The following is a 16,330-nucleotide window of genomic DNA, read 5'->3' as shown; positions in this document are numbered from 1 at the left end:
ATTTGATTAGTTTTATCATAATTAGCAATTACCACCTACTATTATCGAAATAATGCAAATGAATTAATGGTTTTAAATGTTAAATGGTATGAAATTATGATTCATCTTGTTTAAAATAACTCATTATAGATAGCTGCCTTAATTGTACGTGTCTTTTTATTAAAAAGTTAACCTTTAAGATTAAATTCTGCTAATTTTTAAAAAATATAGCGGTTTCGTGTCAAGTTTTATTTAAAAATAGCCTATATGCTAAAACGATTACTTTTTATTATTTTAAATTTGTCTTTTCTAGTCACGCAGGTCGTGGCTCAGCAAAAAACCGTAACAGGTAAGGTTACAAGTGCAAAAGACGGTGATCCTATCCCCGGAGTCACGGTCAAAGTCAAAGGTACGTCCACAGTAACAACTACTGATCCAAAGGGAGTCTATACCATTCAAGTTAATGCAGGGCAGACACTCGTATTTAGTTTTATAGGCAGCAGTACACAAGAGATCACTGTAGGTAGCAGTAATAATATTAACATTAAACTGCAGGAAAACACATCTGCTTTAAGTGAGGTAGTCGTTACCGCTTATAACATCTCCAGGGATAAGAAAAGTTTGGGCTATTCAGCCCCTGTTGTAAAGGGGGACGAAGTGTCACAAACGCAGCGCACCGACTTTTTTGGTGGACTGCAGGGTAGGGTACCTGGCCTCTCTATCAATAGCACCAATGGTAATCCTGGAGCATCTGCACAGATTGTATTAAGGGGCTTTGTATCGCTTAGCGGTGACAACAGCGCATTAATAGTGCTCGACGGTGTACCTGTCAATAACACAACATTAAATCAAACTACGCAATTGGTAAGTGGTGCGGCAAACCGCGATCAGGATTATTCTAACAGAGCTTTAGATATTAATCCTGCTGATATCGAAACCTATACGATATTAAAAGGACCGGAAGCAACTGCATTATACGGTAGTGCCGGAGCAAGCGGTGCGATTTTAATTACTACTAAAAAAGGTAAAGCCGGCACCGGATCAATTAGTTACAATACATCCTACAGGATTGAAAAACTAAACAAATTTCCCGCTATTCAGCAGGTCTATAATTCCGGGTCAAATGGAATATTTTCTGGTTCTACCTCTATTTTTGGAGGTCCAGCCTTTTTGCCAGGTACCAAAATTTACGATAATATTAAAGAGTTTTTCCAAACCGGTAGCTCGCAAAGGCACAATTTAGCGTTTGAAGGCGGTACCGATAAATTTACTTATCGCTGGTCTAACGAGTATACGGATACCAAAGGTACGGTACCTACAACATCCTATACCAGGTTTTCTTCGCGCCTTACTGGTACGGCCGAAATTTCGCCGCTGCTCAAAGTGGTTACCAGCTTTAATTATGTAAATTCAACCAATAACAAAACCTACAAGGGGCCACAAGGCTACTTGATGGAACTTACCAGGTTTAGTTCGGCATACGATATTAACCAGTATCAGGATGCCAATGGTAACCGGATCTTGCACCTGGCCAGTATTTACAGCGAATATGATAACCCGCTCTGGGATGTAAACAAAGACCCTGCGCAAGACAAAAATGACCGTATCATTGCCAATACTAATTTTATCCTGACTCCAACTAAGTGGTTAACAGTTAATGCAATTCTGGCAACAGATATAGCATCAACCAACGGCTTTCAGGTTTATAACGGGCAGTCATACCGTGGGTCGGGCTCGTCTACTGCTCCAACACTCGGAAAGATTGAGCAGTATCAAATGCTTACTAAAATCTATAACGGATCTTTAACGGGTACGGCACGCGGATCGTGGGGTAGCTTTAACGGTACTTTTATCACCGGAGCCACCTTTAACGACTTTAACTCCGTTACCAATTCACAATCAGGTACCCGGTTTTATGATCCTAATTTTTACAGCCTGAATAACACCTTGCCTACCACCCGCCAATCGTTATATGCGGTAAACCGTTACCGTACAATAGGGGCATTTGCGCAGGCTGTATTGGGTTATAAATCGTTACTTTATCTAACCTTAACCGGTAGGGCTGACGGCTCATCAAGGTTAATGCCCAGCGTAAATGCTGCTACCGGTTTAACTTCAAAAGGTGATCCTTATTATGCGTATCCATCAGCAAGTTTAGCCTTTAACTTTACAGAAATTAAAGGATTGAAGGAAGCTGTTCCGGCGCTTGATTATGGTAAGTTAAGAATCTCTTATGCCCTTACCGGTAAAGATCCATGGCGCGAATATTCGTTGGGTACAAATTATGTAGGTGCCAATACTTCTGGTGGTGGCTACGCACTATCTTACTATGCAGGTAACCCAAGCCTTAAACCCGAAACTACCAAAAACTTTGAAACAGGTATAGAATTACAGTTTCTGAAAAGTCGTTTGGGGCTGGATTTTAATTATTTTAACCTCATTAGTCAAAATCAAATCATCAATCCGCGCTTAAGCTACGGTGGTGGATTTATTCTGGAATTGATAAATGGTGGAACAGTACGTAACAGAGGTTTTGAGGCGCAATTGAAAGGCTCGCCGTTTAGAAACCGCAATTTCGGGTGGGATGTAACGGTTAACTTTACACAAAGCCGTGGAACTACACTGTCATTAGCTGATCAGCTTCCGGAACTGTACGACTCGGATACTTGGGTAGTTGGTGCAGTCAGAAGTGCTGCTGCTCCGGGCAGAAGTACCGGAACCATTACCGGCACCCGATTTGACCGGAACAAAAACGGGGATATCCTCATTAGCCCGACCACAGGCTTACCAAACACATCAGATGCCATCTATTATCCTATCGGCGACAGAACGCCCAAATTTACCACAGGTTTAGTTAACAATTTCAGGTACAAAAGCTGGAATCTGTCTTTCCTTTGGGATCTTCGTTACGGGGGAGATGTGGTTAACGGAACAGAGTATGAGTTGTATACCAGGGGTATCAGCGTAAAAACACTTGACCGGGAAACCCCAAGGGTAATAACCGGGGTGCTTGCAGATGGCTTGCAGAACACTGATCACCCGACCAGAAATACCATTGCTGTTACACCTTACTCTAATACTGCCTATTATAGCACCAATGTTTCGCCCGAAATGTTTATAGAACACAACATCAAAGCATTAAGGCTGCGTGATATCACTTTGAATTACGAACTGCCGCAATCAGCTATTAAGCGCATAAGGTTTATCAAAAGCCTGGGCGTATTTGTCACCGTTACTGATGCTGTATTGATTACCAACTACTCTGGTATTGACCCGGAGAGTAACGCAACCAACGCCAGTGCAGGCGGTATTGGCGGCTATGGTATTGATTATGGCAACGTAGGTAAGCCTATTGGCTACAATTTAGGTTTAAGAGTGAGATTATAAGAAGAATCAAAATGCAGAAGATATATAAAATGTTAACAGTAGCGACTGTGTTGTTCGTTACCTCCAGTTGCAAAAAATACCTTGATATTAACTCCAACCCGGCAGTGCCGCAGGTAGTGCAGGCAGAACTGTTGCTGCCGCCCATTGAGTATCAAATGAGTAACGGTACCTCGCAAGATTATTTGCAGGTATGGAAAGTTACCCAAAACATGGGAGGCGTATCTGCCGACCTTTCGTCAAGAAACTGGGAACAGCATACTTTCACGGCGGGTAGCGATGCAGGTGGCGTAATTTGGCGTATGACGTACGCCGACTTAGGACTTAATCTGGAAAACATGATTAATGATGCCGTGCAAAAGCAGAAATACGAATACGCCGGTATTGGATATGCCATTAAAGCATGGGCGTTTCAAATGACTACAGATATGTACGGGCCTATTATTTTGGATGAGGCATTTACCGTTGGACAGCTAAAGTTTCATTACCAGGACCAGCCGGCTGTGTATGCCAAGGTAAGAGAATGGGGTAACTTGGCTATTAAATACCTGAATATGACAAGCCCTGTGAGTTACGCAGCTGCCCTGCAGGGTACTACCGGAGATGGTATTTATGGTGGAGATAAGACCAAATGGAAAAAGTTTGTTTACGGTCTGTTTGCTTTGCAGTATAGTCACTTAAGAAATAAAGCCGAGTTTACTACGCAGTATGCAGATAGCGTAAATAAGTATGTTGATCTGTCTTTTACCAGCGAAGCCGAAGATGCAAGTGTTGCTTTCAATGCTACCAGCCCAACAGACTCTAACCCGTTAGGCCCGAGTAAAGGCTATTTTCTTACAACAAGCAATTTATATTACGGAAGACCAACAACGACCATCTTAAATTATTTAACCGGTGGTGTAAGAGGGACTGCGGTACCCAATTTAAGCACTTCTACCGACCCTCGTTTAACCCGCATGCTGCCGGCAACTACGGTTATAACCAAAGTAACCGGCCAGCCTGATGTTACCTCTTATGTTTACCAGGCTATTACTCCAGGCCTGGGCAGTTCAACACCCAATGTGCCGCTGGTTTTAGGTACCATACCAACCGGTAGTACACTTTACCCGGGCCGGTATATTTTTGCAGACAAGGCTCGCTACCCGCTCATGACCTACAACCAGCTGCAGTTTGCTAAAGCCGAGGCAATGTTTGTCAAAAATAATAAAGCCGAGGCCTATGCAGCTTATACCAGAGGCATCAGGAACCATATGGATTTTTATAATCGTTATGGACGTGCATCAAATACCCCAGATCCGGCTATATCTGATACAGAAATTAACAACTATATGTCGTCTTCGGAAGTAGCCAAGAGTGCTGCTGATCTTACTATTGCCGATATTATGGGCCAAAAATATATAGCTCAATGGGGATGGGCAGGATTGGAAACCTGGTGCGATCTCCGGAAGTATCATTATGATCCAACCGTTTTCAGAACCTATTACCAAATGACTGCTGGTGAACTCGCAGCTGTTAACAACGGTAAATTTGCCTACCGGTTCAGGCCACGTTATAACTCCGAATACGTATGGAACTCGGAGGAGTTGGCAAAATGGGGAGGCTTGGCGTTAGATTATATGACCAAAGAGACCTGGTTTAGCCAACAATAATTGATTACTTCAAAAACAGCATTCATGAAAATATCTTCAATTATAGGGTTCTGCTCATTGTTACTTGCAACGATGGGTTGTACCAAAACTGTTTTAGATTATGGTAAAACAGAAAAGCAGAGCAGCGATCAGGCACTTTTAAAAATTAACTATGTATCTGCTTATGCTAATAACCGTTCGGTTTATTTTAAACTGAACGATCAGCGGGTAAGCGGCCTGCTTACCTGGCGCACTCCTTTCCCCGGTGGAGGATACAACACGGGCGGAAGCAATACATCAGATTTTTTGCAAGTCAACCCGGGTAACGTTAAACTATCGGTGGTGTTGCCTCGTAAAGTAGATAACGGAACCGACTCTTTAGAGTTGTACAGTACCACTCTGCAAATAGCTGCAGGTAAAAACTATACCGTACATATTACAGATACGGCCGCTACAACTAAAAGCTTGTTAACAGAAGAAAACTTTACCAGACCGGATACTGCTACTACACGCTACCGGTTTGTGAACCTGATGCCAAATGTACCCTCTGTAGATGTTTATTATGGTACGGCTACTGCTGCAGATCAAAGTACAGATTCATTATTACTAAGTAATGTTCCGTACCTGCAAATGAGTAATGAATTTAAGCTGAGAGCCGGCAATTCTAAAACCTGGAAAATCCGGGCAGCCGGGGCGGCCAAAACATCTGCTACCGTAATTGCCAGCTATTTAAGTGCCAGTGTTGTGTTAAACCAACGTGTTTACACTGCTTTTGCCTGTGGTTATAATGGTAAAACTACAGCGGCGCAAAAGCCTTATGTATCCTTCTTTTTAGTTAGATAGATCAATAGCCTTGATTGCTTGATGCAATAAAAATACAAAATGGATAAAAGGGTATTGCTTTTTGTGATTTGTCTGGTACACTTTAGCTTCAATAGCTATACCCAGCCTTTTACCATGGAAAGTATAACCTCTTATCCATTTTCATCAGAGCTCACCAGTGGCGCCGGTAACAAAATTGCCTTAGCTATAAATATTAAGGGTAAGCGTAATATATACGTTGCCAATGGCCCTGAGTATGCTTTGCATCAGCTCACTGCTTATCATGAAGACGATGGTTTGGAATTAACCAGTGTGTCTATCTCTCCTGACGGCACCAAGGTAGTTTTCGTCAGGGGAGGTGATCATGGTGCTTATGATGAAAGTACGCCCAGAAATCCTTCATCAGCTCCTGTTCCGCCCAAAGTGCAGGTAATCAGTATTCCTTTTAATGGCGGCGAGCCTGTTGTTTTGGGAGAAGGCGATTACCCCGTCATCTCTCCCAAGAGTGATCGTGTTGCTTTCATCAAAAACGCCCAGATTTGGGTAGCCCCGGTAAACGGGCTTAAGCCTGCGAAGCCCCTGTTTTATGCAAAAGGTGGCAGCCAGGATATTCAGTGGTCGCCCGATGGCGACCAACTTATGTTTGTCTCTTCCCGCACTGATCATGCTTTAATCGGCATTTTTACAGATTCTATTTCTCCTATTAAGTGGATTGCGCCCGCGTTTGCCAATGATCAGTCGCCGCGCTGGAGCCTGGACGGAAAAAGCATTGCATTTGTTAGGCGGCCTGCCACCGGTGGTGCCCCTGATTCGTTAACTGCCAGAAAGATTGAACCATGGGCCATCTGGACGGCTGATGCAGCATCCGGAGCAGCCAAGCAATTATGGAAATCCCCTGAAACGTTAGCTGGTTCTGTACCAGGTACTCATGGTGGGTTTAATTTACGATGGGCTGCTAACAGCTACATTACGTTTGTTTCTTATCAGGATGGCTGGCCGCATCTATACTCAATACCGGGCAGCGGCATGGCCAGTGAGTTGTTGCTTACACCCGGTAAATTTGCAGTCGAACATATCACGCTAAGTCCTGATCATCGCTGGTTATATTTTAGTGCGAACACAGGCCCTGACCAAAGCGATTTAGACCGGCGGCATATTGCAAGAGTTCCGGTTGACAAACCGGCCATGGAAATGCTTACTGATGGAAAAGGCATAGAAAGTTACCCGATCCCTTTAGCAGATGGAAAATCTACAGTACTGATTAGTGCCACGGCGCAACGCCCGGGCCTTCCGGCAGTATTGCCAGGAAAAGGTCATCAATTAAAGTTGATGGGAGAAACCCTTATGCCCGCGGAGCTTCCTTTAGCGAACTTAATTACACCCCGGTCTGTAAAGTTTACAGCTGCCGATGGCAAACCTGTGTACGGGCAATTATTTGAACCGGCAGGTGGGCAAGCAAATAGACCCGCCATATTATTTGTACACGGCGGACCGAAAAGGCAGATGCTGCTTGGCTGGCATTATGCAGACTATTATGCCAATACGTATGCTTTAAACCAGTACCTGGCCAGTAAAGGCTATGTTGTGCTGGCTGTAAATTATAGATTGGGTACAGCTTATGGTTACGAATTTCAAAATCCGAAAAATGCCGGCTTTTTCGGAGCATCCGAGTATCAGGATATCAAGGCTGCCGGGGAGTGGCTTGCCGCAAATCCTAAGGTAGACGCCAAAAAAATTGGTATCTATGGCGGCTCTTATGGCGGCTTTATGACGGCATTGGCAATGGCGCGGGATGCTAAACTTTTTGCAGCCGGCGTGGATATTCATGGTTTGCACAACTTAACCGGATTTTTACCGGAAGCAAGCCCGGAGAAAGCCCCTGATCTGGCTTTGGCAACAGCGCAGAACTGGAAGTCATCGCCGGTATCTAATCTGGACAATTGGACATCGCCGGTATTGATTATTCATGGAGATGATGATGGTAACGTAAAATTTCACCAAAGTATTGACCTGATCAGGCGTTTAGAACAAAAGAAAATACCGTTTGAAAGTATGCTAATACCTGATGAAACGCATCATTGGATGAGATACCGCAATATGCTTAAAGTTGATGAGGCAGTGGCAGATTTTTTTAACCGGAAGTTACTTGCAAAATGAATAACAAAATAGTGGCTTATGACCTGCCTGGCAAAAGACCGCAACGTTTTTTTAGAATGACTGCTTCCCTCAAAGTTCTTTTCTGCCTGTTGGCCTTATCGCTAACCGTAGCAACATCATTTTCGCAAACTAAAACAGCGGCAAAAGTTCCGCCTGGGTTGGATGCCTATATTAATCAGGTACTTCAGGCATTTGAGGTGCCCGGCGTAAGCGTGGCTATTGTTCAAAACGGAAAAGTTTTGCTTGCCAAAGGCTATGGGGTAAAAAAAGCTCACGAACCGGAAAAGGTAGATGCACATACCCTGTTTTCTATTGCGTCAAACTCTAAAGCGTTTACGGCCACGGCGTTGGCTATATTAGTGGAAGAAGGTAAACTAAAGTGGGATGATCCGGTGATTGATTATCTACCCTGGTTCCGGATGTCAGACTCTTACGTGACTACCCATCTTACCGTCCGCGATTTGTTAGTTCATCATAGCGGTATACCCGCCTATGTTGGAGACCTGATGAATTTTCCGCCATCGACATTTACCAGGCGGGAGATTCTGGGGAAACTTAAGCAGATACCTCTCATATACGATTTCAGAACCACTTACGCCTATGATAATATTTTGTATATGGCCGCTGGTGAAGTGGTTGCTGCCTGTTCTGGTATGAGCTGGGAAGATTTTGTAAAGACCCGGATTTTTGATAAGCTTGGCATGAGTGAAAGTATTTCCAGGTTCTCGGCTGTAAAGAATGCCCTGAATGTATCTGGTTCTCACAAAAGAATCAATGGAAAGATCCAGGTCTTTAACGAGTGGACCGATCTTAATATCGGCGATGCGGGCAACCCGGCCGGAGGCATTATGACCAATGCTACTGACATGGCCAAATGGTTAATTACCCAACTGGACTCGGGCCGTATATCGGCTAAAACCAAATTGTTCGAGCCCTCAACCACCACCCAGCTGTGGAAATTGGTGCGGCCTATGCCGATAGCCAAACAGCCGGACGACCTTAAGCCCGCGCAGATGGATTTTTATGGTTATGCGCTGGGCTTCCGGACGTATAATTATGGGAAATATAAAATAGTGGGGCATGGGGGCGCGTTGGGCGGTTTTGTATCTCAGTTGGCTATGGTGCCAGCGTTAAATTTAGGTATCTCTGTATTTACCAACCAAGAGTCGGCATCAGCCTATTGGGCAATTATTTATCATGTGCTTGATTATTATATGCATAATAAGCCATATGATTGGTTAAGCGGATATCAAAAGCAGTTTAAATTAGCTCAACAAAAGCTGGCTCAAGAGCAGACTAAACATTTGCTAAAGCGGGACACCACCGCGAAGGCCTCGCTTGCTCTGGAGAAATATCTGGGTAATTACCGCGATGTGATGTACGGCGATGTCGTTATCGCCAAAGAAGATACCGGCATGGTGATGCGGTTCAAACAACTTAACCACCTGGTGGCCGACGTAAAGCATTTTCAATACGACACTTTCATTGCTACCTTCCGTAATAGATTCCTGAAAGCTGACAGCTACGTCACCTTTTCGCTGAATGCGGACGGCAGTATAGACCGTGTAAAGTTCAAAATTATTGACCCCGACTCGGATATGGATATGGGCGATTTGCTGCTAAGGCCGGTCTCAGAAACGAAAAAGTAATCATCAAAGTAGTCTATTAATGTGCAGAACCGTTCGCGGGCAGTATAGTTAAGCGAAGCGGTTAAATTAACTGCAATTTAATTTATATAAGTTAGTAGTAAAGAACTAAGCTGGCTGCAGATTAGTGAAAACTACGGGAAGAAATTTTAATGGAAACAGCTATCATTTTAACAGGGGACTTGCTAAATACCCCCGACGCTAAAACAGCGCACGGACTCATTAGGGAAAGTAACCGATTTCGCATCATCGGTGTAGTAGATGATTTACAGGCCGGCAAAGATGCGGGTGAAATTTTGGATGCGAAACACCGTAACATTCCGGTATATAAAACCATTGATGAAGCATTAGCCTTAAAGCCCGACTACTGTGTGGTTGGCGTAGCTACAACTGGTGGTATTTTTCCACAGGCTATGATTGCACAAGTAAAAACGGCCATAACACATGGTGCCTCAATTGTTAACGGGTTGCACGACTATCTGAATGAGCGCGAGGACATTGTAGCACTGGCCAAAGCGCATGGTGTAAAGCTTATAGATGTACGCAGGCCAAAACAACGTAAAGATTTACATTTCTGGACCGGTGAAGTTCGCAAATTACAGGTGCCTGTGGTGGCCGTATTAGGTACGGACTGCGCCATTGGTAAACGTACCACTACCCGATTTATATTGGAGGCCTGCAAACAGGCCGGTGTTAACGCGCAAATGATTTATACCGGGCAAACCGGCTGGCTGCAGGGAGGGCAATACGGTTTTATATTTGATTCTACGCTGAATGATTTTGTTGGCGGCGAATTAGAAAATGCGATACTAACATGCTACAGAGAAACACAGCCCGATGTGATTTTACTTGAAGGACAGGCTGCGCTGAGAAACCCGAGCGGCCCTTGCGGATCAGAAATGTTGATTTCGGGCAACGCCAAAAAGGTGATCATGGTGCATTCGCCCAAAAGAGTGTATTTTGATGAACATGAGGCTTTCGGCAAAGTGCCCTCACTGGAGTCGGAAATTGAGTTGATTAACTTATATGGATCTAAAGTGATTGCTGTTGCACTTAATACCCAGCATTGCACCATAGAAGAGGCGCGGAGCTATCAACAAGAATATGCCAATAAACTAGACGTGCCGGTTATTTTGCCATTACAGGATGGCTGTGCAAGCATCGTTCCGCTGTTAACCAATTAGAACGAATGAAAATTAAAGCTGTTAAAGCCTACCGCAGGTTGCTGGCCCTTAAAAAGCCTTATACTATTGCACGTGATACTTTTTACGATGCCGAAATTGTGTTCTTCGAAGTGGAGCTGGAGAATGGCATGAGGGGCATGGGCGCAGCAAATACCGATGTAGACGTAGTAGGCGAGTCTGCAGATGATACGCTTACTAATTTACAGTCAGACGCAGTCATGCAGCTCGCCGGGAAAGATATCCGTAATTTTTTACCTCACATTCAACTTTACCGGGAGGTATTTTCAAAGTACCCAGGCACGCAGGCGGCAATAGATATGGCCCTGCACGATGCTTTTTGCCAGTGTATCGGTATTTCGGTGCTTGACTTTTATGGCCGCCGTCACGAAAAGATGCTGACATCCGTAACGATAGGCATTAAAAATGTAGCCGAAACTTTGGAAGAAGCGCAAGAATATTATGATGGCGGCTTTAGGGCATTAAAAGTAAAAACCGGCCGCGAAGCTGAATTGGACGCTGAGCGTATCATTAAATTACGCGAAGCCTATGGTGCGCATTTTGTGATTCGGGTTGATGCCAACACCGGTTACGATCTGAGCCAGTTGAAAACGTTTATCCGCCTGACCGATGGTCAGCAAGTAGAGTTAATTGAGCAACCTTTTCTTCCGGGTATGGAAGATGAGTTGCTGCAACTGCCAATGCAAACTCGGGCCATATTAGCTGCCGACGAATCATTGAAGAATACCCACTCTGCTTTTACACTGGCGCAGCAAAAGGCTTTTGGCATATTCAATATCAAAATGATGAAGTGCGGCGGCATTACCTCTGCATTCGAAATTGCTACGATTGCTGCCCAGGCCGGTATCAGCCTGTTTTGGGGTTGTAATGATGAAAGCATGGTAGGCATAACCGCTGCGCTGCACGCTGCCTTTGCCTGTCCGCACACCAAATATATTGACTTGGATGGTAGTCTGGATTTGATGGAAGATGTGGCCATAAAGGGTTTCAGCATTAAAGATGGCTATATGATGCCAAATAACTTACCGGGATTTGGCCTCACTTATTTATAAGAGCTGTTATGACCCAGGCACCATCACTCAATAGAACGATCAACCGGCTTCCGGCAGTTTTACTCGTAATTAGTGCTATTGTAGGCTCCGGAATCTTTAAAAAGATTGCACCGATGTCTGCCGGGCTGGGATCACCAAAACTGATTTTGACTTGCTGGGTGGTAGCCGGTTTACTGAGTCTGATCGGTGCGCTGTGCACGGCAGAACTTGCGGCTATGATGCCCGGCTCCGGTGGCGAGTATGTTTACTTTAAGAGAGTTTATGGTAAGTTCTTTTCTTTCCTTTACGGCTGGGGCAATCTTACGGTGATGAAATCGGCAACGATTGCGGCACTGGCCTATATTTTTGCAGAATCATTTAACGCCTTAATTAAGTTGCCGGATATCACTATCCCTGCTTTAGGGACGATTGGTGATAACGCCAGTATAAAGATGCTGGCCACTGCATTGATCATTACGCTCAGTTGGGTAAATTACCGGGGGGTAATGTTTGGCGAACGACTTAGCCGCTTTTTGATTATCGGTATTATTGTGGTCATATTAGGTTCGGTTGTAGCGGCATTTACCTCAGGCCACGGCAGTGTGGCTAATTTTTCACACGATGTTCATCCGCCCGAAGGCTGGCAGCTGCTTACTGCCTTTTTTGCGGCATCGCTTAGTGCGTTTTGGGGTTACGAAGGGTGGAATAATATCGGTTACATTGGTGAGGAAATCAAAAATCCACAAAAAAACCTGCCTATAGCTTTAGGCTTGGGTACCATCGCCGTTATTCTGCTGTACTTAGTGGTCAACGCAGTTTACTTATATGTTTTGCCGGTGGAGCAGTTGGCGGCCATTCATGGTATGGCAAATCAAATTGCCGCTGTAGAGGTAGCGCGAATTTTAAGCGGTAATGCCGGCGCGGTAATACTCTCCGTCCTTATTTTGCTCACCACCTTTACCTGTGCCAACAGTACCATCCTGATGTCGTCCCGGATATTGTTTGCCATGGCGCGTGATGGGCTGTTTATATCAAGCACCGGAAAAATTCATCCTGTTTACCAAACACCATCAAAAGCAATTATGTGGCAATGTATATGGGCTATTGCTTTGCTCTGGTCGGGCAACTTCGATCAGCTCACCGACTTGCTTATTTTTGCCTCTTTTTTGTTTTACGGTTCTACCGCCGTTGGTGTAATTGTGATGCGTATCAAGGAGCCTGATACTTATCGTCCTTATAAAACAATAGGCTATCCCGTGTTGCCTGCACTTTTTGCTTTGTTTTGCCTTACACTGGTTGGGGTTACCATAGTTCAACAACCTAAGCAGGCCCTCACTGGGCTCCTGCTTATTTTTTCGGGCGTGCCTGTGTATCTGTATTATATAAAAAAAGGCAGGGCGATTAGTAAATAGTTATTTATTCAAATTAAAAAGATATGGAATTTTCTGAGTATAAAACAGGTACCGCAGCCGTTTGGGCAGGCGAAGAAAACGCGGCAGGTGCGGTAGCGCAGCCTGTCAACAACAGCGTTGCCTTTGCTTATACCGACCTTGATGAATGGTATGATGTAGCCACCGGCAAATCCGAAGGCTATATTTACAGCCGCAATACTAATCCAACGGTAGCCGTACTGGAAGAAAAGATTCGCGTGATGGAAGGCGCAGAGGCTGCTACTTCGTTTGCTACGGGTATGGGAGCAATCAGTAATACCTTGTTTACTTTTTTAAAGCCGGGTAAAAAAGTAGTATCCGTTAAAGATACGTATGGCGGTACCAGTAAGCTGTTTCTCGATTTTTTGCCTGGCATGAACGTGGAAGTTAAGCTGCATGACACTACCGATCATGAGGCGCTGGAAGCTGAGGTAGCCAAAGGCTGTGACCTGCTTTACCTGGAAACGCCAACCAATCCCACTTTAAAGATTATTGATATCAAAAGATTAGCGGCGGCTGCAAAAAAGGTGGGCGCTATCACCGTTGTTGATAACACGTTTGCAACGCCGATTAATCAAAATCCGCTGACACTGGGCGTAGATTTGGTTATTCATAGCGCAACCAAATTTCTTTGCGGTCATTCTGATGCGATGGGTGGATTATTAGCAGGTAAAAAGGAATTAGTTCAAAAAGTATTTCAATACCGCGAAATCACAGGCGCGAGCCTGCAGGCTAACCCAGCTTACATGATAGCACGTGGCATGAAAACACTGGAACTGCGTATTGAGCGGCAAAACGCTTCGGCCATGAAGATAGCCCATTACCTTAAAGCGCACCCCAAGGTGAGTAATGTATTTTACCCTGGCTTAGAAACACATCCAGGGCATGAGACAGCCAAACAACAGATGCGCGGCTTCGGCGGTATTTTAAGTTTCTCGCTGAAAGGGGACTACGAATTAGTAAAGAAATTTCTACCCTCATTAAAGCTGGTACACCTGGCCGCAAGTTTAGGTTCGGTTAGTACCCTTGCCGGTCCGCCGCGAACAACAAGCCATGTAGAACTTACCGAAGGGCAGCGCGCTTTGTTAGGCATACCAGAGAGCCTGATCAGGTACTCGGTAGGCATTGAGAATGTAGATGACTTGTTGCATGATCTTGATCAAGCATTAGCAGCATTGTAGTAATTTCTTTAAACCTTCATTTAGTTAAGATTAAGTATGAAGATCAAAATATTGATAAGCACTTTACTGCTCATTCAGGCAGCGGCGGTTAGCACCTATGCACAAAAACAGCATCAGGTGAATGAGCAGCTATTAAAGGATAGTAAAAAGGCGGAACAATCCACAGTGTTGCTCAACAATGTATCGGGTACTGTGCCAATCGTGAACTTGGCCAGTAACAAAATTGCCAGCGTTAACTTTGGCATCAAGCATTCTGCAGTGCTTGATAGTATGATGAACAATTACACCGTCGTTAAAAGCTTTACAGCGTCTGCTTATCAATCTGGGGGGAACACCCTGGCCAATCTAAGCTACGATCTCAAATTTTATAATACGCTCATCCTCGAAGTAAACGGCACTGCCTTGAATGACGCGAAACTTATGGAATTTATTGCCGATAATCTTAAAAGTAAAACAATCATCATGGCTGCCTTCGGTGATGTGGATATGATTGGTAAATTAAAAATGCTTAAGGTGCCGCTTATCTGGACAGCAAAAGAGTCGGCGGCATCGGTAAATTATATAGCGCAAGCCATTTTTGGCGGAAGGCCGCTCACGGCAAAACTCCCGTCTACCGTTTCGTCTGAGTATCGTAAAGGTGCCGGGTTTACCACACAAACTACCCGTTTAAGTTTTACAGTACCCGAAGAGGTGGGTATTGACGTTGCTACGCTACGAAATCCTATTGATAGCATTGTGCACGAAGCTATAACCAAAAGAGCTACACCAAGTGCAGTGGTTATGGTAATAAAAGATGGTAAGGTTATTTTTGACCAAGCGTATGGTTATCATACTTACGAACCCATTACACCAACCCAGCCGACAGATATTTACGACCTGGCCTCTATTACTAAAACAACCGCTACGACCCCTTCGGTGATGCGCCTGGTAGAACAGGGCAAACTTAAACTGGATACCACCATTAGCGCTTATATACCCAAGGCGCGCGAAACAGATAAAAAAAATATACTGGTAAGGCAGGTAATGTTGCACCAGGCAGGCTTCACGCCATTTATTCCGTTTTACAAAAGCATTAAGCCAGACGATTTTAGCAGAGATTCTTCTGCTGCTTATCCCGTTAAGGCAGGCGAACGATATTTTTTCAGAAAGGATTACTTTAAGGAGGTGATGTGGCCAAAAATGCTGAATTCGCCGCTCAATGATACTTCAAAATATGTGTACAGTGACCTGAGTATGTACTTTATGAGGGAAATTGTGGAGGGCCTATCCAATCAATATCTGGAAGACTACGTTCAGGAAAACTTTTACCGCCCGCTTGGTATGCAGACTGCTGGTTACTTACCGCTGTATCGTTTCGGTAAAGAACGTATTATTCCTACTGAGGTAGACACCCTTTACCGCGATACGCTGCTGTTAGGTTACGTTCACGATCCCGGCGCGGCAATGGCAGGAGGGGTCTCGGGTCATGCAGGCCTGTTTTCTTCGGCTACAGATTTGGGTATTTATTACCAAATGTTACTAAACGGCGGTAGCTACGGCGGAAAGCAATACTTTAAACCCGAAACGGTTAAAGAGTTTACAGCTAAGCAGTCTGATAAGAGCAACCGAGGTTATGGTTTTGATCGCAAGCGGCCTAACAGCAGCTACCCATCCGCTTATGCCTCATTAAACACTTTCGGGCATACGGGTTATACCGGTACGCGCGTTTGGGTAGATCAGGACCAGAAACTGATATTTATTCTTTTAACCAACCGTGTTCATCCGGTAACGTCTCCATTACTATCTGACCTTGCTATCACACAACGAATTTTTGACGCGATATACAAGGCTTTTCACGTTAATAAGAAGCAGTAAGTGCACTGCACCGGTA

General features: G+C 44.5%; 10 protein-coding genes. All 10 read left to right on the top strand.

Annotated elements, in window-relative coordinates; all coding sequences use genetic code 11:
- The first annotated feature begins 279 nt into the window (after positions 1-279).
- Positions 280-3,366 carry a SusC/RagA family TonB-linked outer membrane protein gene (locus AAGR14_RS17170; protein WP_342645467.1) on the top strand — a complete coding sequence of 1,029 codons (3,087 nt, stop codon included), beginning with the start codon at positions 280-282 and terminating at the stop codon, positions 3,364-3,366.
- Between the two features lie 11 nt (positions 3,367-3,377).
- Entirely contained in the window at positions 3,378-5,012 is a 1,635-nt protein-coding gene (locus tag AAGR14_RS17165) for a SusD/RagB family nutrient-binding outer membrane lipoprotein (RefSeq protein WP_342645466.1), read from the top strand.
- 24 nt (positions 5,013-5,036) lie between these two features.
- Positions 5,037-5,834, top strand: coding sequence for a DUF4397 domain-containing protein (locus tag AAGR14_RS17160; protein ID WP_342645465.1), 798 nt, complete (start codon positions 5,037-5,039; stop codon positions 5,832-5,834).
- A 114-nt stretch (positions 5,835-5,948) separates the two neighbouring features.
- Positions 5,949-7,970 (top strand): prolyl oligopeptidase family serine peptidase, encoded by a 2,022-nt coding sequence (locus AAGR14_RS17155; RefSeq protein WP_342645464.1) that lies wholly within the window; start codon positions 5,949-5,951, stop codon positions 7,968-7,970.
- Positions 7,967-9,619 (top strand): serine hydrolase, encoded by a 1,653-nt coding sequence (locus AAGR14_RS17150; RefSeq protein ID WP_342645463.1) that lies wholly within the window; start codon positions 7,967-7,969, stop codon positions 9,617-9,619. Before AAGR14_RS17155 ends, AAGR14_RS17150 begins: the two co-directional genes overlap by 4 nt.
- 149 nt (positions 9,620-9,768) lie before the next feature.
- Positions 9,769-10,800 (top strand): DUF1611 domain-containing protein, encoded by a 1,032-nt coding sequence (locus AAGR14_RS17145; protein ID WP_342645462.1) that lies wholly within the window; start codon positions 9,769-9,771, stop codon positions 10,798-10,800.
- A gap of 5 nt (positions 10,801-10,805) precedes the next feature.
- On the top strand, positions 10,806-11,870 hold the full coding sequence (locus tag AAGR14_RS17140) for a dipeptide epimerase (protein WP_342645461.1): 1,065 nt from the start codon (positions 10,806-10,808) through the stop codon (positions 11,868-11,870).
- An 8-nt stretch (positions 11,871-11,878) separates the two neighbouring features.
- Complete coding sequence (locus tag AAGR14_RS17135; RefSeq protein WP_342645460.1) at positions 11,879-13,261, top strand: amino acid permease; 1,383 nt, start codon at positions 11,879-11,881, stop codon at positions 13,259-13,261.
- A 23-nt stretch (positions 13,262-13,284) separates the two neighbouring features.
- Entirely contained in the window at positions 13,285-14,460 is a 1,176-nt protein-coding gene (locus AAGR14_RS17130; RefSeq protein WP_342645459.1) for a cystathionine gamma-synthase family protein, read from the top strand.
- 36 nt (positions 14,461-14,496) lie between these two features.
- Positions 14,497-16,314, top strand: coding sequence for a serine hydrolase (locus AAGR14_RS17125; RefSeq protein WP_342645458.1), 1,818 nt, complete (start codon positions 14,497-14,499; stop codon positions 16,312-16,314).
- Positions 16,315-16,330: the final 16 nt, after the last annotated feature.

Origin of the sequence: Mucilaginibacter sp. CSA2-8R, assembly GCF_038806765.1 — a bacterium.
Taxonomy (GTDB): Bacteria; Bacteroidota; Bacteroidia; order Sphingobacteriales; family Sphingobacteriaceae; genus Mucilaginibacter.
This window is presented reverse-complemented; position numbering and strand designations above follow the sequence as displayed.

Coding starts and splice junctions, on each gene's coding strand:
- AAGR14_RS17165 (WP_342645466.1), top strand. CDS start 3,378: ATGCAGAAGATATATAAAATGTTAACAGTAGCGACTGTGTTGTTCGTT.
- AAGR14_RS17160 (WP_342645465.1), top strand. CDS start 5,037: ATGAAAATATCTTCAATTATAGGGTTCTGCTCATTGTTACTTGCAACG.
- AAGR14_RS17155 (WP_342645464.1), top strand. CDS start 5,949: ATGGAAAGTATAACCTCTTATCCATTTTCATCAGAGCTCACCAGTGGC.
- AAGR14_RS17150 (WP_342645463.1), top strand. CDS start 7,967: ATGAATAACAAAATAGTGGCTTATGACCTGCCTGGCAAAAGACCGCAA.
- AAGR14_RS17145 (WP_342645462.1), top strand. CDS start 9,769: ATGGAAACAGCTATCATTTTAACAGGGGACTTGCTAAATACCCCCGAC.
- AAGR14_RS17140 (WP_342645461.1), top strand. CDS start 10,806: ATGAAAATTAAAGCTGTTAAAGCCTACCGCAGGTTGCTGGCCCTTAAA.
- AAGR14_RS17135 (WP_342645460.1), top strand. CDS start 11,879: ATGACCCAGGCACCATCACTCAATAGAACGATCAACCGGCTTCCGGCA.
- AAGR14_RS17130 (WP_342645459.1), top strand. CDS start 13,285: ATGGAATTTTCTGAGTATAAAACAGGTACCGCAGCCGTTTGGGCAGGC.
- AAGR14_RS17125 (WP_342645458.1), top strand. CDS start 14,497: ATGAAGATCAAAATATTGATAAGCACTTTACTGCTCATTCAGGCAGCG.